The organism is Frankia sp. Hr75.2 (genome assembly GCF_949319125.1).
Classification (GTDB): Bacteria; Actinomycetota; Actinomycetes; order Frankiales; family Frankiaceae; genus Parafrankia; species Parafrankia soli.
Map to the genome: position 1 here is coordinate 16227 of NZ_CASGGV010000111.1, position 19270 is coordinate 35496.

The following is a 19270-nucleotide window of genomic DNA, read 5'->3' on the forward strand; positions in this document are numbered from 1 at the left end:
GCAGCCGGGAGCCGGGTGGCGCACAGTTCGGGGCAGGTGGCCAGGACCACGCTGTACCGTGCACGCCGTGGCAGTCGTGACACCTGGGCCGCAAGCCCGTGGATCCGGGTCGGATCCGGCACCTTCCCAGGTCAGTCGGCCCGGCGAGGTATGGCTGGTGGGGGCTGGGCCGGGTGATCCCGGGCTGCTGACGGTCCGCGGGCGGGAGCTGCTCGCCACCGCCGACGTCGTCGTCACCGACCGCCTGGCCGCAGCCGTCCTCCTCGACGTCGCCCGGCCGGACGCCCGCGTCATCCACGTGGGCAAGAGCCCGACGACGTCCCGCAGCCAGGACGAGGTCAACGCGCTGCTGGTCGAGCACGCGCGCGCCGGCGCCCGGGTGGTGCGGCTCAAGGGCGGCGACCCGTTCCTGCTGGGCCGGGGCGGCGAGGAGGCCGAGGCCTGCGCCGCCGCCGGTGTCAGCTGCACCGTGGTCCCCGGCGTGACCTCCGCGATCGCCGTGCCCGCGTACGCCGGCATCCCCGTCACGCACCGTGGTGTCGCGCAGGATCTCGCGATCATCTCCGGCCACCTGCCGCCGGGGCACCCCGAGTCGACGGTCGACTGGGCCGCGCTCGGTGCCTCCCGCGCCACGATCGTCGTGCTCATGGGGGTCGCCCGGCTGGTCGACATCGTCGACGCGCTGCTGGCGGGCGGACGTCCGCCCGGGACCCCGGCCGCTGTCATCGAGCGCGGCACGACCCCGGCACAGCGGGTGCTCCGCACGACCCTGGACGCCCTCGTCGTCGACGCCGTGGCCTTCGGGCTGCGCTCCCCGGCGGTGCTGGTCGTCGGCGAGGTCGCCGCACGCAGGGACGCCGCCGTCCCCATCCCGCCGGTGGTCGAGGCCGACGCCGATCACGGCGAGCGGGTCCCTGACGGGTACGGCATGCGGGACACGCGCGTCCCCGACGGGCAGGGCATTTCCGGCGGTCGGGGCGTCTTCGGTGGTCGGGGTGTCTCCGGCGGGCAGGGCGGCCGCGCCTCGTCGGGGCGGCCCGGGGTGGCCGGCGACGCTCCGCTGGCGGGTATCCGTGTCCTCGTCCCGCGTACCAGGGCGCGGCAGGGGCTGCTCGCCCGCAGGCTGCGCGAGCTGGGCGGCGAGGCCGTCGAGACGGTGGTCAGCCGGCTCGTCCCGACCGGGGACGCGACGCCGCTGCGCGAGGCGCTTCCAGGTGCGGACGGCCTCGTGCTGGCTGACTCCGACGAGGTCGCCGCCGTGGTCTCGCTGCTGCGGGGCGCGGGTACGGACGTGCGGGCGCTCGCCGGGCTGACGCTCGTCGCGGCATCCGCCTCGGCCGCCGCCGCGCTCGACGCGCTGGGGCTGGCCTGCGCGCGGTCGTCGGCCGAGGTCCAGGTCGCCCACACGGTGGTGACGGAGGTCCCGGTGCCCGGGCTGCGGGTGGTGATCTGCGGGGCCGCGCCGCCGCCGGTGGGGATCCGGACGCTGCGTCGCGTGCGGCTGCTCGCCGACGCGCCCGCCGAGGCCGACCCGCGGATCGCCGAGGAACTGCGCCATGGTGACGTCGACGCCGTCGCGCTGGCGTCGTCGACGGCGGCCCGCTGCCTGGTCGAGCTGTACGGTCCGTTGCCGGACAGTGTCCTCGTCGCCGCGATGGGCCGGCGCACCGCGCAGGCCTGCGAGGCTGTTGGCCTGCGGGTGGACGCGATCCCGTCCGAGCCGGGGATCTACCCGCTCGCGGCGGCGGTCGCCGATCTCGTGGCCGGCCGGCGAGCGCCGACGGCGTAGCCCAGGGCGTCGGCAGACCCGGTCGGGGGCCTGCCGGCGTCGTGGGGCCGGCGGCTGGGCGGGCGGGGTGGGCACTGCCGTGGCCTTAGCGGTACCCCGCGAACGCAATGGTCAGGAATGTGCCGGTGCCGCGGCGGCGGCCTGGTGCAGCGCGTCCTCGATGCGGGCCTGCACGGCCCGCACGACCCCCGGATGCAGCCCGAGCGGCTGGGTGACCGTCCAACTCGTCCCGGGGTGGTCCGTCTGCGCTGCCGCCAGAGCGTCCGGGATGTCGCGGCTGGTGTGGTTCCCGTCGAACAGGAAGAAGGGATGCGCCACGATCTCCGAGCAGCCGGTGCGGACCAGCGCGGCGTAGCCCTCCGCGATGTCCGGGCGGGCGATCTCGAGGAAGGCCGGTTCCACCGCGTCCCAGGCGGGGGGCGTGCCGGTCGGCACGCCGCCGCCGCTCCCGTCGCCTGGGGCTGGGGCTGGGCTGTCGGTGTCGGCACCGGCCAGCGTGCGCGCGAGCTCGACGACCGTGGCGTTCGCCTCCGCCCGCCGCGAGCCGTGTCCGATCACCAGGAGACCGCGCATGCTCTCTAGTCTGCAACCAGCGGCGGGCGGCGCGTCGCCGGCGGGCACGCCGCCGGGCGGTTCCGGCCCGCCGCGGCGCGGCGGCGCGGGCCCGGCTCTGATGCTGGGGTGGCTCTGTTCCTGGCGGTTCCTGGCGGCTGATCGGAGGCCCGGCTCGGCTCCTTGCCCTGAGGAGTCCTTCTCGCCGTTTGGTTTCTTCCTCGCCGTTTCGGGTGTCGATGGCAGCGGATTCCACCTCATTAGGGCGAGATGGAAACGAAAGGGCGAGCAGGCCGCCCGGCCCTTTGGGAGTTCTGTCCGATAGATAGTGATCTGTCCTGGTCGTGTGGTCTGGGATCGCAGTGGCCCTCGGGGTTGGAGATCGCCGGGCCCGGTGGCCCGGCTCGCGGGCTGGGTGCTGTTACGGCGGGCGGCCGTCGGAAGACGGACAGCATACGGTCATCCGACGCTGCGCGGGTTACCGTCGCGAGCGACGGCCGCCCGGCGCGACCCGGACCGCCGGCCTGTCGCCGGCGCGGCCGAGGCGTGATGATGGGGTGTCCGCGGGTTCCCGCGGGATCGAGGGTGGCGGCACGTCGCGGTGGCGCCCGAGACGAGCGGGAGACCAGTGGCGGACCGATCGGCACGCCGGACGCGGGGTGCCCCCCTGCAGCCGGGTGATCCGACGTTGATCGGGCGCTACGAGGTCGTCGGCCGGCTGGGCGCCGGCGGCATGGGCACCGTCTTCCTGGCCCTCGACCAGAGCAGCCGGCACGTAGCGATCAAGGTGATCCGCTCGGATCTCGCGGTGGATCCGGAGTTCCGGGAGCGGTTCGCCGACGAGGTCGCCGCCGCCCGCCGGGTGGCCCCCTTCTGCACCGCGCAGGTCCTCGACGCCGACCCGCACGCCCGCCGTCCCTACCTGGTCACCGAGTTCATCGACGGTGCCCGGCTCGACGAGGTCGTCGCCGAGTCCGGGGCGCTGCCGCTGTCCACCCTGCAGGGGGTCGCCGTCGGGGTGGCCTCCGCGCTGACCGCGATCCACGGCGCCGGGATCGTGCACCGTGACCTCAAGCCCAGCAACGTGCTGCTGTCGTACTCCGGCCCCCGGGTGATCGACTTCGGGATCGCGCGGGCGCTCGACGCGGCGGGCGGGCGCACCCAGTCCGGGCTGGTCCTGGGCTCGGCCGGGTGGATGGCCCCGGAACAGATGGAGGGCACGGCGCCGGTGGGCCCGGCGACCGACGTCTTCGCCTGGGGCCTCCTTGTCGCCTACGCCGCGGGCGGGAGCCACCCCTACGGCGACGGCACCTATCTCGAGATGTCGGAGCGGATCCTCACCGGCCAGCCCGACCTGCGGCCCGTCCCGGCACAGCTGCGCGACGTCGTCGCCGCGGCGCTGCGACGCGACCAGCGGGTGCGGCCGTCCGCCGAGCAGATCCTGCTGAACCTGCTCGGTGACCGTGGCCGGAGCGGCAACACGCGCGCCGTGGCCAGTGAGGTTCTCGACGGCACCTGGCCACGCGGCCGGTCCGCCGCCGCCGCGGCGGCCGCCGGCGCGGGCGGCGCGGGCGACACCTTCGGCGCGGCAGGTGCCGCCGGAGCCGCCGGAGCCGGTGGTGGGCCCGCGGCGACCCGTGTGGCGGGCGGGACGGCCGGCGCGGGCCAGGCCCCCGGCCGACCGGCCCGGACCCGCGTCGCCGGCCCCGCGGACGTCAGTAGCCGCTGGTGGGAGGGCCCGCCGGCGCCTGCCTCGGGCCGGCCGGGCGACGGTGCGGCCCCGGGCGGGTTGCCCGGTGCCCACCCGGCATCCCCGCCGGTGCCGGGCGGGCAGCAACCCGCCCGCCGCCGCCGCAAGGGCGGATTCGTCCAGTACGGGGACGAGCCCGAAGCCGCCCGACCGGACGGGCGGTACTCGGCAGGTGCGGCCGGCGCGGCTGGAGCCGGCGCGGCGGCGGCCGGTGCCGGCGCGGCCGGTCCGCCGCAGGCCCAGGGCGGCGGCGCGCGGCCGGCGAGTGCCAGGCCGGCTCCCCGTGGATATGCACCCGCCGCGCCACCCCCGCCCGCGCCTCGCCCGGCGCCGCGACCGGCTCCCCGGCCGGCGCCCTCGCCCGCTCCGGCGCCGGCGCCGTACTACGGCGACGCGCACCGCCCGGCACCCCCCGCGCCGGCACCCCCCGCGCCGGCACCGTACGCGCCGAGCCGCCGGCCGCGCCGGCGGTGGCGCCTGCGGATCCCGTTCAAGAAGACGATCATCTTCGTGGCGCTCGTGCTGCTCCTGCTGTCGGCGGCCGACCAGATCGCCACGATGGTGGACGACCAGCGCCAGCGGCTCTGGGACAGAGTCGTCAGCACATTCCGGGACGACATCGGCGGCCGGATCGACGACCTGTGGGGCAAGACCGACAACCTGCGTGACCAGACCCCTGACCTGGGCGACCAGGTTCCCAACCTGCCCACCCAGCTGCCCGGCGGGCTCGGGAACCAGAACGGCTGAACCGTGCTGGCGCGGGCCCGGGCCGGCCACGCTTCGCGGCCGCGTGGAGGTCGGCGGCATGAAACAGGCCCGACGCAGGTACACCGTCGTCATGGCGAACTTCAGCAGCAAGGTCCAGGAGATGCTCCACAGCCCGAAGGCCCGCCAGATGGTCGACAAGGCGCGGGCCGCGGCGAACAAGCCGGAGAACCGCGACAAGATCCGACAGCTGTCCAGCAAGCTCACCAGCCGCGGCCGTAGCGGGCAGGGTACCGGCCATGACGCCCGTGTCGGGCCGGACAACATGCACTCCGACGTGCACCGTTCCGACTTCGGCGGCCAGAACGGCGCCGGGCCTTCCGGCCCGGGAACGACCGGTGCGGGCGGGCCCGGCGCCGGGGCGGGTTCCGGCTCCCGCGACAGCTCGGGATACGACCGGATCTGAGCCGGTCCGCCACCCGGCCCCGGCCCCGGCCCCGGCGCCGCCGGGGCCGGCGCCACCCGGGCCGGCGCTTCCCCGGGCCGGTGTAGCCCGGGCCGGGGCTTCTGAGGCGGTGTCTTCCGAGCCGGCTCGTCCGAGTTCGGCCGCCCGTCGCCCGGGGCTCGCCCGGCGCAGGTCGTACGATCCTGGGGTGAGCCTTGTTGATGCCGACGGTGAGTCCCCGGCGGGCCGGGCCCGCGTTCCCGACGCCGAGATCCGCGCGCTGCTCGACCGGGCGGCCGACGGCGGGCGGATCTCGCCGGAGGAGGCGCTCCTCCTCTACACGTCCGCTCCGCTGCACGGGCTCGGGCGCGCGGCCGACGCCGTCCGCCGCCGCCGGTACCCGGACGGCATCGCCACCTACATCATCGACCGGAACATCAACTACACCAACGTCTGCGTGACGGCCTGCCGGTTCTGCGCCTTCTACCGGTCGCCGAAGCACGCCGAGGGCTGGGTCCGCGACCTCGACGACATCGTCGCCAAATGCGGCGAGGCGGTCGAGCTGGGCGCCACCCAGATCATGCTGCAGGGCGGCCACAACCCCGAGTTCGGGATCGAGTGGTACGAGCGGACGTTCGCCGGCATCAAGGCCGCCTACCCGCAGCTCGCCCTGCACTCGCTCGGCGCCAGCGAGGTCGTGCACATCGCGCGGACGTCCGACCTGGACTTCGCCGAGGTGATCACCCGGCTGCGCGACGCCGGGCTCGACAGCTTCGCCGGCGCGGGCGCGGAGATCCTCACCGAGCGTCCCCGGCACGCGATCGCCCCGCTCAAGGAGCCCGGCCACGTGTGGCTGTCGGTCATGGAGATCGCCCACGGCCTGGGCCTGGAGTCGACGGCGACGTTCATGATGGGCACCGGCGAGACCAACGCCGAGCGCATCGAGCACATGCGCATGATCCGGGACGTCCAGGACCGCACTGGCGGGTTCCGCTCGTTCATCCCGTGGACGTACCAGCCGGAGAACAACCACCTCGGCGGCCGGACGCAGGCGACGACCCTGGAGTACCTGCGGCTGGTGGCCGTCGCGAGGCTGTTCTTCGACAACGTGGCCCACCTGCAGGGCTCGTGGCTGACCACCGGCAAGGAGGTCGGCCAGCTCACCCTGCACATGGGCGCCGACGATCTCGGCTCGGTGATGCTCGAGGAGAACGTCGTCTCCTCCGCGGGGGCCCGGCACCGCACCAACCGGTCCGAGCTCATCCACCTGATCCGGGCCGCCGACCGCATCCCGGCGCAGCGCGACACGCTGTACCGGCACCTCGTCGTGCACCGTGACCCGGCGCTCGACCCGGTCGACGACCGGGTGGCCTCGCACTTCTCCTCGACCGCGCTGCCGCTGGTGTCGACCTGAGCCACGACCAGCGCCACGAACCGAACGCTGTCCCGAAGGCCGTCCCGAATGCTGTGTCGACGTCCGCTGAGGCGGTCAGGGGCGAGCCGGCCGCGGTGGGTAGCGGGCCGAAGATCGAGCTGCACGTCCACCTCGAGGGGACGGTGCGGCCGGAGATGCTGCTCGCGATGGCGCGCCGCAACAACGAGGCGCTGCCGGCGCGCACCGTCGAGGGCGTGGCCGAGCTGTACCGCTTCCGCGACTTCGACCACTTCCTCAAGATCTGGGTGCTCACGACGCAGGTCATGCGCACGGCCGACGACTTCCGCGAGGTCGTCGTCGACTACGCGGGACGGGCCGCCGCGCAGGGCGCCGTCTACCTCGAAGGCATCTTCTCGCCGTGGTTCCGGGTGAACCGGGGCGTGCCCTGGCAGGAGATCTTCACCGGCTACGCCGAGGGTGCCGTCGAGGCCCGCGAGCGCTTCGGGGTCGAGGTACGGCTGACCCCGGACATCGACCGGGTGCTGCCACCCGAGGTCGCGATGGACGTCGTCGGCTGGGCAGCCCGGTTCACCGACCGCGGTGTCGTCGGGATCGGGCTCGGCGGGCCCGAGGTGGGCCATCCGCCGGAGCCGTACGCGCCGGTCTTCGCCGCCGCCGCGGACGCCGGCCTGCCCGCCGTCCCGCACGCGGGGGAGACGGCCGGCGCCGAGTCGGTGCGCGGCGCGCTGCACGCGCTGGGGGCGAGGCGGATCCGGCACGGCGTGCGGGCCCTCGAGGACCCCGAGCTCGTCGCCGAGCTGGTAGAGCGGGGCATCGTGCTGGACATCTGCCCGACGTCGAACCTGCGGACGGGTGTCGTCACCGACCTGGCGGCGCACCCGCTGCCCGAGCTGCTCGCGGCCGGGCTGCGCTGCTCGCTGGCCACCGACGATCCGGCGATGTTCGGCACGGATCTCGAACGGGAGTACGCCGTCGCGGCGGGCCTCGGGGTGCGCCTCGCCCGGCTCTACGAGGCCGGGGTTGCCGGCGCGCTGTGCGACGACCGGACCCGGTCCCGGCTGGCGGCGCTCGGGGCCGGCACGGACTGGGACGCCGCCCAGGCCACGGCGCTCGCCGCCGAGGCGGCTGGGTCGGCGGCGGCTGGGTCCACGCTGGCCGGGTCTGACGCGGCTGGGTCCGCGACGACGGGGTCCGTGGCCATGATGAACGCAGAGGGATGAGCCGGTGAGTCGAGCGGGTCTGGACAAGAAGCCCGACCAGGTGGCCGCGATGTTCGACCAGGTCGCGCGGCGGTACGACGTGACGAACGCGGTGCTGTCGGCCGGCCTGGACCGCACCTGGCGGACCGCGACCGCGCGGGCCCTGGCCCTGGCGCCTGGCCTGCGGGTCCTCGACGTCGCGGCCGGGACGGCGACGTCGTCCCGGGCCTTCGCCGCCGCCGGGGCCGATGTCGTGGCCTGCGACTTCTCTCTCGGCATGCTGGCCCAGGCCCGGCGCCGGCTCGCCGACGCGACCGCGCGGGCGGGCGCCGGGGCGGGAACGGGTGGGGCGGGAACGGGTGGCGGCCGGGTGCTGCTGGCGGCTGGTGACGGCCTGAGCCTGCCCTTCGCGGACGGCTCCTTCGACCGGGTCACGATCTCCTTCGGTCTGCGCAACGTGGCCGAGGTCGACGTCTGCCTCGCCGAGCTGCTGCGGGTCACCCGGCCGGGGGGCGTGCTGGCGGTCTGCGAGTTCAGCCGTCCGGTGTGGCGGCCGGTGCGCACGGCGTACATGGAGTACCTGATGCGCGCGCTGCCCGCGGTCGCGCGAGCGGTGAGCAGCAGCCCGGACTCGTACGTGTACCTGGCGGAGTCCATCCGGGCCTGGCCGGGGCAGGCCGCGCTGGCGGAGACGATCCGCGCGGCCGGCTGGACAAGGGTGGGCTGGCGCAATCTCAGCGGCGGCATCGTCGCCGTCCACCGCGCCGTCCGCCCCGGCGGAGACGACTGACGTACGGCGTCGGTTGGCACCGCCGTCCCGGTTCCGCGGAACCTCAAGATCGACCGTGGCCCGTGGTGGTTGCGCCGTCGAGCGGGCGGCGTGCGTGGGAGCGCCCGGAACCTCGCACCGGACCATTACTGCATGAGTTCGTATGATTGCGTTAGGCTCTCCTGAGGGATTCGAGCGATGTCCGGACTGCGCGGCGGCGTCGCCGCTGTATCAAGGGCGTGGCGTTCGACCGGTGCCGGCCGCACGCCACCGCTACTGTCGTGGGCGGTAGTCGGCTGCCTGGTGCTGCTTGGGCTGGACGTCGCCGTCGTGGTGCTGCTGGATCCGCGGCCTGCCGCTGCTGCCGTCACGTCCACCGCTGCGGCATTCCTGGCCGCGACGGCCGTCTCCTGCTTGTGGACTGCTCGGCGCGCCCGTGGTGCCGAGCGCCGCTGGCGGCTGCTGATCGGTCTCGCCACAGCCGGCGCGGTGGCTCCCAGCCTGGGGACGGCGAAGACATTGCTGGCCGGGGGCTCCGTGGCGGGTCGGTTTTCCCCGGCCCAGGCGGGCTTCTTCGTCCTCTATGGGGTGGCACTACTTGGGTTGCTGTCCCTGCCCTCTGAGCCGATAGACGGCCCGGGCGAGAGCGCAAGCACGGTGCGACGTCGTGGGCATCGCTGGTACGCGATCACCGTGCTGGACAGCATACTGATCGTCGGTTCGATCGCCCTGCTGGAGTGGGGGACGGTGCTGGCCACGGTCGTCCAGGTGGGCGCGCCCGATCTCATGCAGTTCCTGTTCGCTCTGGTCCAGCCGGTCACCAGCATGATCCTCGCCGCCGCGGTACTGCTGATCGCGAGCTTCCGCCGGCCGCGTTCCCTGGCGACCTCGGCATTGCTTGGCGCAGGTTTGCTTATCTCGACAGTCACCGGTAACGGCTTTCTCTACCTCGCGGCAGCGGGCAACCGTGCCGCCCCGCCGGGGGCCTATCTGGGGTTCGCCCTCAGCTGGCTGCTGACCTTCCTGGCAGCGCTGGTGCCGGTACCCGCCCGCGTGCAGCCGGACGTCCCAGCGCAGCCTGGCCCGCGGGCGATTTGGGCGCACGCCGTGCTGCCCTACATGACGCTCTGTGCGGCTGGCCTGCTGGTTTTCGGCAAGCTGTCGACTGGTGCACAGCTCGACCGGGTCGAGACGTATGGGATGGTCTGCTTGCTGCTGGTAGTACTGGTCCGGCAGATGGTCACATTGGCGGAGAACGGCCAGCTGCTCGCCGAGGTCCGGGAACGTGAGCGCCAACTGCACTACCAGGCATTCTATGATCCGCTGACTGGTCTGGCGAACCGGGCATTGTTCATCCGGCGGCTGCAGCGGGCACTCTCGCGCGACGCCGACAACGGCGGTCGCGGCGACGGCGCCGCGCCGGTGTCTCTGCTGTTCCTGGACCTTGACGACTTCAAGCAGGTGAACGACACGTTCGGGCATGCCACCGGTGACGAACTCCTCAAGATCAGTGCCGAACGGCTGCGGGCGGGAACCCGGGCACTGGACACCGTCGCCCGGCTCGGCGGGGACGAGTTCGCCGTCATCCTCGACGGCGGCGGCCCCGACGACCCCCGCCGGATCGGCGAACGGCTTGCGACCGCGGTCCAGGCGCCGTGCCAGGTGGCCGGGCGGCCCTACACCCCACGAGCCAGCCTCGGCCTGGTCACCCTCGACGGCTCCACCGCTCGGCCAGCCAGTCCCGACATCCTGCTCCACCAGGCCGACCTGGCTATGTACGCGGCCAAACGGGAGCGCGCCGGCAGGCTGGTGGTCTACCGGCCGGACCTGTGAGCCCAGCGCAGAATCGGTTTCGCTGATGATGGCGCTGGCGGGTGTCGCTGTGGCGTCGGCTGTTGCCACGTGGGGGTCCGGACTGGCTGGGGCCGGGGGTGTCTGTGGTGCTCGGGCGGTCAGGTGGGGGTAAGGGCAGGGTGCAGGCGGAACAGGTTCAGGGCGGTGCAAGCCAGGCCGAGTCCGGCGGTGACGGCGGGGGTCCCTCTGCGGCGGAAGCAGCGCAGGCCGGTGAGGTCCTCGGGGTGGCCGATGACGGTCTCGACGGTGGCTGCCCGGCGTTTCCGGGGGGTCTCTACGGCGTCGTCACGCGGCGCGGGCTGGCTCTGGGACGGGTTTGAGGGCGTGGTTGCCGCGCTGGGAACGGACCTCGTCGACCTTCACTTCGGGACGTGTGCGTCCATCCAGGTCAGCGCGCGCGCCCAGGCGTCGCGGGCCGCGGCGGCGTCGTAGGAGTCGGGGCGCGCGTCGTTGTAGAAGGCGTGGCCCACCCCCGGGTAGCGGACGACCTCGGTGTCGACGTCGGCGCGGGCGGCCGCGGCCCGCAGGTGCTCCACCTGCTCCACCGGGATCGAGCGGTCGAGATCCCCGTACAGCCCCAGCCAGGGGGTCTGCAGGGCGGCGGCGAGGTCGAGCTGCGAGGGCTCGCCGAACCGACCGTCCTCGATGCCGCCGCCGTAGAACGTGACGGCGGCGCCGAGCGGGCGCCGTACGGCCGCGTGGAAGGCGATGCCGCCGCCCATGCAGAACCCGACGACGGCGCAGCGGTCGACCGCCGTCCCCGACTCGGCGAGCACCATCAGCCCGGAGTCCAGGTCGTCGAGGATGTCGTCGCCGGCCAGCCGGCCGCGCAGCGAGACCGCCGCCGCCGAGTCGGTGTAGTCGAAGACGGGGGAGCCCTGCCGGTGGTACAGATCCGGGGCGACGGCCCGCCAGCCGGCGTCCGCGAACCTGCGGCAGACGTCGGTCACGTGGTCGGTGAGCCCGAACACCTCGTGCACGACGAGGACGCCGCCGCGGGCGGTCCACCGGGGCTCCGCTATGACCGCGGGTGTCGGACCTTCGGCGGTGGTGAGAACGACTGTTTCTGAGGTCATGGCCGCGTCGATCTCCGATGTCGGTGGGGCCTGTCGATCCACGCCGGGCGGTCGGCGGGCTCCGGATCCGGTGGGGGCGCGTCGATCCGTGAGACGCGGGTCCGCGCGATGTCAGTCATTCGCGCGATGTCAGCCAACTTTCTGCCAGCCAAAGTCAGCCAATTTTTGTCAGCCAACTTTGCGGAACTACCCAGCTCGGGTGGTCATGTCACCTCCTGGCCGGGGACGGTCGGCCCGATCGTGCGCGTCATCCGTGCCCGCTTGGCGTCGCCCCCGCCCGCCCGCTCGCCCGGCGTGGGCCGCCTGCGTGCCCGCCGGCGCTGCCCGCGCCGCCCGCGCTGCCGGCCGGCTCGCGCCGCACCGACAGGCGGGTGTTGGCCCGGTCGAGGCACCACCGAGGTGCCTATCGTCGCCGTGCCGTGGCGCTGCGTTGCGAAGTACGGGGGAAGTTGACTCGTCTGCGCATCTCGAGGTCCTGGTTGGTGCCTTGGGCCTTGGCAGGGCCTACACTCGGCGTGGCGCTCGTGAAGAATTTCACGAGCGCGCAAGCGGGAGACGTGGGACACGGCCCTGATCGGCCGACTGGCGCGGGAATCCGGAGCAGCGCGTGACCAAGCGGATGACGGAACGGGACGGCACCCGGGCGGATGACCGCCCCGATGACCGCCCTGACGCCGACGTCATCGTGGTTGGTGCCGGGCCGGGCGGCTCGGCCGCCGCGTACCACCTCGCCCGCACCGGGCTCGACGTCCTGCTGCTGGAGAAGAGCACCTTCCCTCGGGAGAAGGTCTGCGGTGACGGGCTGACCCCGCGGGCCGTGCGCAGCCTTGTCGAGATGGGCATCGACACATCGGTCGAGGCCGGCTGGCTGCGTAACAGGGGGCTGCGCATCATCGGCGGCGGTGTGCGCCTCGAGCTGCCGTGGCCGGAGCTCGCGAGCTGGCCCGACTACGGCCTGGTTCGCCCGCGCGCGGACTTCGACGAGATGCTCGCCCGGCACGCGGTCAAGGCCGGTGCCCGACTGGTCGAGGGCGCCTCCGTCACCGGGCCGGTGCGTGACGACCGGACGGGACGGGTGGTCGGCGTGACCGCGCGGGCCGGGGTCGACCGGGCTCCGGCCGAGTTCCGTGCCCCGGTTGTGGTCGCCGCCGACGGCAACAGCGCCCGGATCGCGCAGGCGCTGGGGATCCGGCGCCGGGAGGACCGCCCGCTGGGCGTGGCCGTGCGGCGCTACTACCGCAGCCCGCGCACGAACGACGACTTCCTCGAGTCCCACCTCGAGCTGTGGGAGGGCCCGCCGCGCCAGAGCCGGCTGCTGCCGGGCTACGGGTGGATCTTCGGTATGGGTGACGGCACCAGCAACGTCGGCCTGGGCATGCTCAACACCACCAGCGCCTTCCAGAACACCGACTACCGGGATCTGCTCCGCCGGTGGCTGAACGGGCTGCCGCCCGAGTGGGGCTACACCGAGGAGAACGCCACCGGCCCGGTCCGCGGCAGCGCGCTGCCGATGGCCTTCAACCGCGCCCCGCACTACCAGGACGGAGTGCTCCTCGTCGGCGACGCCGGCGGGATGGTGAACCCGTTCAACGGCGAGGGCATCGCATATGCGATGGAATCGGGCCGGATCGCCGCCGAGACGATCGTCCTTGCGCTCGCCCGGCACTCCGGGCCGGCCCGGGAGCGGGCGCTCGGGCGATATCCGGAGATCCTGGCTCAGACATACGGGGGGTATTACACCCTGGGCCGTTTGTTTGTACAGCTCATCGGGAATCCGACCGTGATGGCGCTGGGGACCAGGTACGGGCTGCCTCGGCCCATGCTGATGCGTTTCGTCCTGAAGGTCATGGCGAATCTGACCGACCCGCGGGGAGGTGACGCCACGGATCGACTGATCAACGCGCTGACCCGGTTGGCGCCCGCCGCCTGAACGCGGCCACGTTCGGAAGCAGCCGGTAGGGACGCCGGCAGCCGCCGGTATGGACTCCGGCGCACGTGCTCGCACGCGACACCTCCCGATAGTCGCGCGTGCTCCGAACCAGGGAACTCCGGGCTGTGTCAGACGTCCACGGGAGATCCCTCCGGCGGTGCTGCGGAGGGGAACAATCCCGGTGCGACCGGGAAATCAGAGGTCGCGTAGGCTGCACCCGCGCTCGGCACCCGCGGGGGCAGGAGCACGAAGCACCGGTTGGCTCGGGAGGCCCGTTCGGCCACACCCGGCGAACCGCCACCAAGACGTCCGCACCAAACTTTCGAAGGAGAGGAGTTCGGCATGCTCGACAGTTATGTGCCGATCCTCGTTCTGCTCGCGATCGCGATGCTGTTCGCGGTCGGCTCCCTGGCGGTGAGCGCGCTGGTCGGCCCGAAACGGTTCAACCGTGCCAAGGTCGACATCTACGAGTGCGGTATCGAACCCGAGCCGGTGCCGGCCGGGCCGCACCGGTTCCCGGTGAAGTACTACATCACCGCGATGCTCTTCATCGTCTTCGACATCGAGATCATCTTCCTGTTCCCGTGGGCCGTCACGTTCGACAGTCTCGCGGTCTTCGGTCTCGGCGCGATGGTGTCGTTCATGGCGACGATCTTCGTCGCCTACGCCTACATATGGCGCCGGGGGGGTCTGGAATGGGACTAGAAGAGAAGCTGCCCGGTGGAGTTCTGCTGACCACCGTCGAGAAGCTGGCCAACTGGTCGCGCAGGTCGTCGCTGTGGCCGGCGACCTTCGGCCTGGCCTGCTGTGCCATCGAGATGATGTCGACCGGCGCCGGCCGCTACGACCTCTCCCGCTTCGGGATGGAGGTCTTCCGGGCCAGCCCGCGCCAGGCCGACCTCATGATCGTGGCGGGCCGGGTGAGCCAGAAGATGGCCCCGGTGCTGCGCCAGATCTACGACCAGATGCCCGAGCCCAAGTGGGTGCTGTCGATGGGCGTCTGCGCGAGCAGCGGCGGAATGTTCAACAACTACGCGATCGTGCAGGGCGTCGACCACATCGTTCCGGTGGACATGTACCTGCCGGGCTGCCCGCCGCGTCCCGAGATGCTCATGGACGCGATCATCAAGCTGCACGAGAAGATCCTCGCCGGCTCGGTGTCGGGCAAGGTCGAGCACACCAAGGCCGGCTCGTCGCCCTACCCGAAGCCGATCGAGGTGGCCACGGCGTGGTCCGGCCTGCCCGCCGGCGCGGTCGACACCCGCACGCTGTCGGTCAACGACCGCAAGCGGTTCAGCCTGCCTGAAGGCGCGCCCGTCCCGGCGGGGCGCGGTGCCGTCGAACCGGTGCTGGACGAGCGCCGCCCGGCGGCGATCGCGCCGCCGTCCGTCTTCGGCCGCGGCAAGCGGGTGCCCGTCGACGCCAAGCCGACCGACGAGTCCCGGGCCGACGGTCCCGGACCGAGCACGGAGACCCTGACCGATGACTGACCTGGTACCGGGCTCCGCCGGCGTTCCGGGCGGCCCCGGCGGCCGCCGCCGGGACGCCTTCGGCGCGCGCGGCAGTGGCGACACGTCGGGCTTCGGTGGCCTCGTGCCGCCGGTGGCGGCCCTGGCGTCGACGTCCCGCCCGTTCGGCGACGAGGCCGCCGACACCGTCTACGACACCCTCGAGCGGGTCTTCCCCGAGCTGGGCGACGCCGTCGAGCGGGTCGTCTTCGCGTACGGCGAGCTGACGATCCACGTGCGCCGCGAGCGGCTGCTGGACGTCGCGTGGACGCTGCGCGACGACCCGGGGCTGCGCTTCGAGCTGCTGTCGTCGTTGTCCGGGGTGGACTACCCCGACGACCTGACCGGCCGCCGCCTGCACTCCGTGGTGCACCTGACGTCGCTGACCCACCGGCGCCGGCTGCGCGTCGAGGTCTCCGTCGCGGACGGCGACGCGGTGCTGCCGAGCCTGACCCCGGTCTGGCCGACCGCGGACTGGCACGAGCGCGAGGCCTACGACCTGTTCGGCATCGTCTACGAGGGCCACCACGGCCTGACGCGGATCATGATGCCGGACGACTGGGTGGGCCACCCGCAGCGCAAGGACTACCCGCTCGGCGGCATCCCCGTCGAGTACAAGGGCGCGCAGATCCCGCCGCCCGAGACCCGCCGGAGCTACTCGTGACCGGGCACTGTCCGGCCGGCACCCGGGCGCGGGCCACCACGGGGTCACGCGTGACCGCCAGGCACCCCCGAGCCGACTTCCGAGGTTCGCTATGAGCACGCACACCGAGACGCCCGTCGACGGTTCGGCCGAGACCATCACCGGCGCGCAGCCCTACGAGGCCGGGTTCACCGAGTCCTCCGCCGGTCGCATCTACACCGTGACGGGCGGTGACTGGGAACAGGTTCTCGGCACCGGTGAGGACGACGGCGAGCGGATCACCGTCAACATGGGCCCGCAGCACCCGTCCACCCACGGGGTGCTGCGGCTGGTGCTGGAGATCGAGGGCGAGACGGTCACCGAGACCCGCCTGGTCATCGGCTACCTGCACACCGGGATCGAGAAGAGCTGCGAGTACCGCACCTGGACGCAGGCGGTCACGTTCCTCACCCGCGCCGACTACCTCTCGCCGCTGTACAACGAGGCGGCGTACTGCCTGTCGGTGGAGAAGCTGCTCGGCATCACCGACGAGGTGCCGGAACGGGCGACCGTCATCCGGGTGCTCGTCATGGAGCTGCAGCGGATCGCCTCGCACCTGGTGTGGCTGGCGACCGGAGGCATGGAGCTCGGCGCCACCACCGGCATGATCTTCGGGTTCCGTGAGCGCGAGAAGATCCTCGACCTGCTCGAGACGATCACCGGCCTGCGGATGAACCACGCCTACATCCGGCCCGGCGGCCTCGCCCAGGACATCCCGGACGAGGTGATCCCGGCGATCCGGGCGTTCCTCGACTACATGCCCAAGCGCATCCGCGAGTACCACGCGCTGCTGACCGGCCAGCCCATCTGGAAGGCGCGGATGGTCGACGTCAACTTCCTCGACGCCGCCGCCTGCCTCGCGCTGGGGACGACCGGGCCGGTGCTGCGCGCCGCCGGTCTGCCCTGGGACCTGCGCAAGACCATGCCGTACTGCGGCTACGAGACCTACGAGTTCGACGTCCCGACCGCGCTCGAGGGCGACTCCTACGCCCGGTACCTGGTGCGGATCGAGGAGATGGGCGAGTCCCTCAAGATCATCGAGCAGTGCCTGGACCGGCTACGCCCCGGCCCGGTCATGGTCGCCGACAAGAAGATCGCCTGGCCGTCGCAGCTGGCCATCGGCTCGGATGGCATGGGCAACTCGCTCGAGTACATCCGCAAGATCATGGGGACCTCGATGGAGGCCCTGATCCACCACTTCAAGCTCGTCACCGAGGGCTTCCGGGTGCCCGCCGGCCAGGTGTACACGCAGATCGAGTCGCCGCGCGGCGAGCTCGGCTACCACGTCGTCAGCGACGGCGGCACCAGGCCGTTCCGCGTCCACGTGCGGGACCCAAGCTTCGTGAACCTGCAGGCCGTGCCCGCGCTGACGGAGGGCGGGCAGGTGGCCGACGTGATCGTCGGCGTCGCCTCCGTCGACCCGGTGCTCGGGGGAGTTGATCGCTGATGCCACTGACCGAACAGACCCGCGCCGCGGCCCGCGAGATCATCGCGCGCTACCCCGAGGGACGTTCCCGCTCGGCGCTGCTGCCGATGCTGCACCTGGTGCAGTCCGAGCAGGGCGCGGTCACCGCGGAGGGCGTGGAGTTCTGCGCCGAGGAGCTCGGCATCACCCACGCCGAGGTCAGCGCGGTCGCGACGTTCTACACGATGTACAAGCGCCGCCCGGTCGGCGACTGGCTGGTCTCCGTCTGCACGAACCTCTCCTGCCTGTTGCGCGGCGGTGAGGAGGTCTACGAGCGCCTGTCGAAGAATCTCGGCGTCGGGCACGACCAGACCACCGAGGACGGCACGATCACGCTGGAGCACGCCGAGTGCCTGGCGGCCTGTGACTACGCGCCGGTGATGACCGTCAACTACGAGTTCTACGACCAGGTCAACCCGGACTCGGCGGAGGAGATCGTCGAGGCCCTGCGGCGCGGCGAGCGCCCGGCCCCGACCCGCGGCGGCCCGCTGTGTACGTTCGGCGAGTCCTCGTTCCAGCTCGCCGGCTTCGAGGACCCGCGTCCGGAGGGCGTCGCCGGGCAGGGGGTGGGGACCCCGTCCCTGGCCGGCGTGCTGCTCGCCGAGGCCGCCGGCTGGAAGGCGGAGGACGGTGTGGCCGGTGCCCCGCCGCTGACCCCGCTGCCCTCGAACGCGCCGCCCTCGGCTGCTTCGGCCCCGGCTGCGCCGGCGTCGAGCAGCCCCGCATCGTCGAGCGCCGCCGCCCCGGCGAGCCCGGCGCCCGCGCCGGGGACGCCCGGCGTCCCGCAGACGAAGGTGAACTGACCATGCCTGTCACCCCGGTCCTCACCCGGCGCTGGACGGCGCCCGAGTCGTGGACGCTGGCGACCTACGAGCGCCTCGACGGCTACCAGGGCCTGCGCCGGGCGCTGGCGCAGAGCCCGGACGACCTGATCAAGCTGGTCAAGGACTCCGGCCTGCGCGGCCGCGGCGGCGCGGGCTTCCCCACCGGCATGAAGTGGGGCTTCATCCCGCAGGGCGACGGCAAACCGCACTACCTCGTCATCAACGCCGACGAGGGCGAGCCGGGTACCTGCAAGGACGCCCCGCTGATGAAGGCCGACCCGCACTCGCTGATCGAGGGCATCGTGATCGCCGCCTACGCGGTGCGCGCGAACCGGGCCTTCATCTACCTGCGCGGCGAGCTCATCCACGCCGGCCGGCGGCTGCGCGCCGCCGTCGCCGAGGCGTACCGCGCCGGCTACCTGGGACGCGACATCCTCGGTAGCGGCTTCGACCTCGACCTGGTGGTGCACTCCGGCGCCGGCGCGTACATCTGCGGCGAGGAGACGGCGCTGCTGGACTCGCTGGAGGGCCGGCGCGGCCAGCCGCGGCTGCGCCCGCCGTTCCCGGCGACCCACGGCCTGTACGCATCCCCCACGGTCGTGAACAACGTCGAGACGATCGCCACCGTTCCCTTCATCGTGAACTACGGCGTCGACTGGTTCCGGTCGATGGGCCGCGAGCGCGCCCCGGGCCCGAAGATCTACAGCCTCTCCGGCCACGTGACCCACCCCGGCCAGTACGAGGCGCCGATGGGCACGACGCTGCGCGAGCTGCTCGACATGGCGGGCGGCGTCCTCGGCGGCCGCAAGCTCAAGGCGTGGACCCCGGGCGGCTCGTCGACGCCGCTGCTGACCGCCGACCACCTTGACGTCCCGCTGGACTTCGAGGGCGTACAGGAGGCCGGCTCGCTGCTCGGCACGGCCGCCCTCATGATCATGGACGACTCGGTCGACATGCTCAAGATCGTGCGGCGGCTGACCCAGTTCTACGCGCACGAGTCGTGCGGCAAGTGCACCCCGTGCCGGGAGGGCACCACCTGGATGGTGCAGATCCTGTCCCGGATGGAGCGCGGCCAGGGCGACCCCGACGACGTCGACACCCTCGTCGACGCCTGCGACAACATCTTCGGACGCGCCTTCTGCGCGCTCGCGGACGGCGCCACCTCGCCGATCGTCTCCGGGATCAAGTTCTTCCGGAACGAGTTCCTCCCGATCACCCCGGTGGGGCCGTCGGGTTCCACCACGTCGGTAGCCGGCTCGGCGAACGGCGCGGCCGCGGGTGGCGCGGCCGCGGGCACGCCGGGCGCCTACGCGGGAGCGCACTGAG

Annotated in this window: 16 protein-coding genes and 1 pseudogene; 14 read left to right on the forward strand and 3 right to left on the reverse strand. The window is 73.0% G+C overall.

Annotated features, from left to right (window positions below):
- Positions 1-157: 157 nt before the first annotated feature.
- Positions 158-1789, forward strand: coding sequence for a uroporphyrinogen-III C-methyltransferase (gene cobA / locus AC559T_RS09860; RefSeq protein ID WP_498868535.1), 1632 nt, complete (start codon positions 158-160; stop codon positions 1787-1789).
- Positions 1790-1900: 111 nt separating this feature from the next.
- Here cobA and AC559T_RS09865 read toward each other — a convergent pair whose 3' ends face one another.
- A complete protein-coding gene (locus tag AC559T_RS09865) occupies positions 1901-2362 on the reverse strand; it encodes a sirohydrochlorin chelatase (RefSeq protein WP_071066462.1) in 462 nt (153 codons plus the stop codon).
- A gap of 607 nt (positions 2363-2969) precedes the next feature.
- On the opposite strand from AC559T_RS09865, the gene AC559T_RS09870 reads away from it, so the two are divergent.
- From AC559T_RS09870 to AC559T_RS09895, 6 genes are all read left to right on the forward strand, one after another.
- Positions 2970-4838, forward strand: coding sequence for a serine/threonine-protein kinase (locus AC559T_RS09870; protein WP_498868536.1), 1869 nt, complete (start codon positions 2970-2972; stop codon positions 4836-4838).
- 58 nt (positions 4839-4896) lie between these two features.
- The gene (locus AC559T_RS09875) at positions 4897-5262 is read left to right on the forward strand and encodes a hypothetical protein (RefSeq protein ID WP_243657524.1); all 366 of its coding nucleotides are present in this window, start codon (positions 4897-4899) and stop codon (positions 5260-5262) included.
- Positions 5263-5449: 187 nt separating this feature from the next.
- Entirely contained in the window at positions 5450-6655 is a 1206-nt protein-coding gene (gene mqnC / locus AC559T_RS09880) for a cyclic dehypoxanthinyl futalosine synthase (RefSeq protein WP_049795791.1), read from the forward strand.
- A 155-nt stretch (positions 6656-6810) separates the two neighbouring features.
- The gene (gene add / locus AC559T_RS09885) at positions 6811-7857 is read left to right on the forward strand and encodes an adenosine deaminase (RefSeq protein WP_498868638.1); all 1047 of its coding nucleotides are present in this window, start codon (positions 6811-6813) and stop codon (positions 7855-7857) included.
- Between the two features lie 4 nt (positions 7858-7861).
- Complete coding sequence (locus tag AC559T_RS09890; RefSeq protein ID WP_498868537.1) at positions 7862-8626, forward strand: demethylmenaquinone methyltransferase; 765 nt, start codon at positions 7862-7864, stop codon at positions 8624-8626.
- A gap of 177 nt (positions 8627-8803) precedes the next feature.
- The gene (locus tag AC559T_RS09895; protein ID WP_498868538.1) at positions 8804-10438 is read left to right on the forward strand and encodes a diguanylate cyclase domain-containing protein; all 1635 of its coding nucleotides are present in this window, start codon (positions 8804-8806) and stop codon (positions 10436-10438) included.
- Positions 10439-10557: 119 nt separating this feature from the next.
- Here AC559T_RS09895 and AC559T_RS09900 read toward each other — a convergent pair.
- Positions 10558-10734 (reverse strand): annotated as a pseudogene (locus AC559T_RS09900) (transposase); the annotation flags it as partial.
- Positions 10735-10818: 84 nt separating this feature from the next.
- Complete coding sequence (locus AC559T_RS09905; protein ID WP_020463521.1) at positions 10819-11535, reverse strand: dienelactone hydrolase family protein; 717 nt, start codon at positions 11533-11535, stop codon at positions 10819-10821.
- 619 nt (positions 11536-12154) lie between these two features.
- Between AC559T_RS09905 and AC559T_RS09910 the strand changes: the two genes are divergently transcribed.
- From AC559T_RS09910 to nuoF, 7 genes are all read left to right on the forward strand, one after another.
- A complete protein-coding gene (locus tag AC559T_RS09910) occupies positions 12155-13465 on the forward strand; it encodes a geranylgeranyl reductase family protein (RefSeq protein ID WP_041256663.1) in 1311 nt (436 codons plus the stop codon).
- A 342-nt stretch (positions 13466-13807) separates the two neighbouring features.
- Positions 13808-14170, forward strand: a complete 363-nt coding sequence (locus tag AC559T_RS09915) for an NADH-quinone oxidoreductase subunit A (protein ID WP_498868539.1) — start codon at positions 13808-13810, stop codon at positions 14168-14170.
- On the forward strand, positions 14161-14955 hold the full coding sequence (locus tag AC559T_RS09920) for a NuoB/complex I 20 kDa subunit family protein (protein WP_018505174.1): 795 nt from the start codon (positions 14161-14163) through the stop codon (positions 14953-14955). Before AC559T_RS09915 ends, AC559T_RS09920 begins: the two co-directional genes overlap by 10 nt.
- Complete coding sequence (locus AC559T_RS09925; protein WP_112105323.1) at positions 14948-15637, forward strand: NADH-quinone oxidoreductase subunit C; 690 nt, start codon at positions 14948-14950, stop codon at positions 15635-15637. The genes AC559T_RS09920 and AC559T_RS09925 overlap by 8 nt, the downstream gene beginning before the upstream one ends.
- Before the next feature lie 91 nt (positions 15638-15728).
- The gene (locus AC559T_RS09930) at positions 15729-17102 is read left to right on the forward strand and encodes an NADH-quinone oxidoreductase subunit D (RefSeq protein WP_112105324.1); all 1374 of its coding nucleotides are present in this window, start codon (positions 15729-15731) and stop codon (positions 17100-17102) included.
- Positions 17102-17923, forward strand: coding sequence for an NADH-quinone oxidoreductase subunit NuoE (nuoE, locus tag AC559T_RS09935; protein ID WP_020463515.1), 822 nt, complete (start codon positions 17102-17104; stop codon positions 17921-17923). The genes AC559T_RS09930 and nuoE overlap by 1 nt, the downstream gene beginning before the upstream one ends.
- Before the next feature lie 2 nt (positions 17924-17925).
- The gene (gene nuoF / locus AC559T_RS09940; protein WP_020463514.1) at positions 17926-19269 is read left to right on the forward strand and encodes an NADH-quinone oxidoreductase subunit NuoF; all 1344 of its coding nucleotides are present in this window, start codon (positions 17926-17928) and stop codon (positions 19267-19269) included.
- Position 19270: the final 1 nt, after the last annotated feature.

Coding starts and splice junctions, on each gene's coding strand:
- AC559T_RS09865 (WP_071066462.1), bottom strand. CDS start 2,362: ATGCGCGGTCTCCTGGTGATCGGACACGGCTCGCGGCGGGCGGAGGCG.
- AC559T_RS09875 (WP_243657524.1), top strand. CDS start 4,897: ATGAAACAGGCCCGACGCAGGTACACCGTCGTCATGGCGAACTTCAGC.
- add (WP_498868638.1), top strand. CDS start 6,811: ATGCTGCTCGCGATGGCGCGCCGCAACAACGAGGCGCTGCCGGCGCGC.
- AC559T_RS09895 (WP_498868538.1), top strand. CDS start 8,804: ATGTCCGGACTGCGCGGCGGCGTCGCCGCTGTATCAAGGGCGTGGCGT.
- AC559T_RS09905 (WP_020463521.1), bottom strand. CDS start 11,535: ATGACCTCAGAAACAGTCGTTCTCACCACCGCCGAAGGTCCGACACCC.
- AC559T_RS09910 (WP_041256663.1), top strand. CDS start 12,155: ATGACGGAACGGGACGGCACCCGGGCGGATGACCGCCCCGATGACCGC.
- AC559T_RS09915 (WP_498868539.1), top strand. CDS start 13,808: ATGCTCGACAGTTATGTGCCGATCCTCGTTCTGCTCGCGATCGCGATG.
- AC559T_RS09920 (WP_018505174.1), top strand. CDS start 14,161: ATGGGACTAGAAGAGAAGCTGCCCGGTGGAGTTCTGCTGACCACCGTC.
- AC559T_RS09925 (WP_112105323.1), top strand. CDS start 14,948: ATGACTGACCTGGTACCGGGCTCCGCCGGCGTTCCGGGCGGCCCCGGC.
- AC559T_RS09930 (WP_112105324.1), top strand. CDS start 15,729: ATGAGCACGCACACCGAGACGCCCGTCGACGGTTCGGCCGAGACCATC.
- nuoE (WP_020463515.1), top strand. CDS start 17,102: ATGCCACTGACCGAACAGACCCGCGCCGCGGCCCGCGAGATCATCGCG.
- nuoF (WP_020463514.1), top strand. CDS start 17,926: ATGCCTGTCACCCCGGTCCTCACCCGGCGCTGGACGGCGCCCGAGTCG.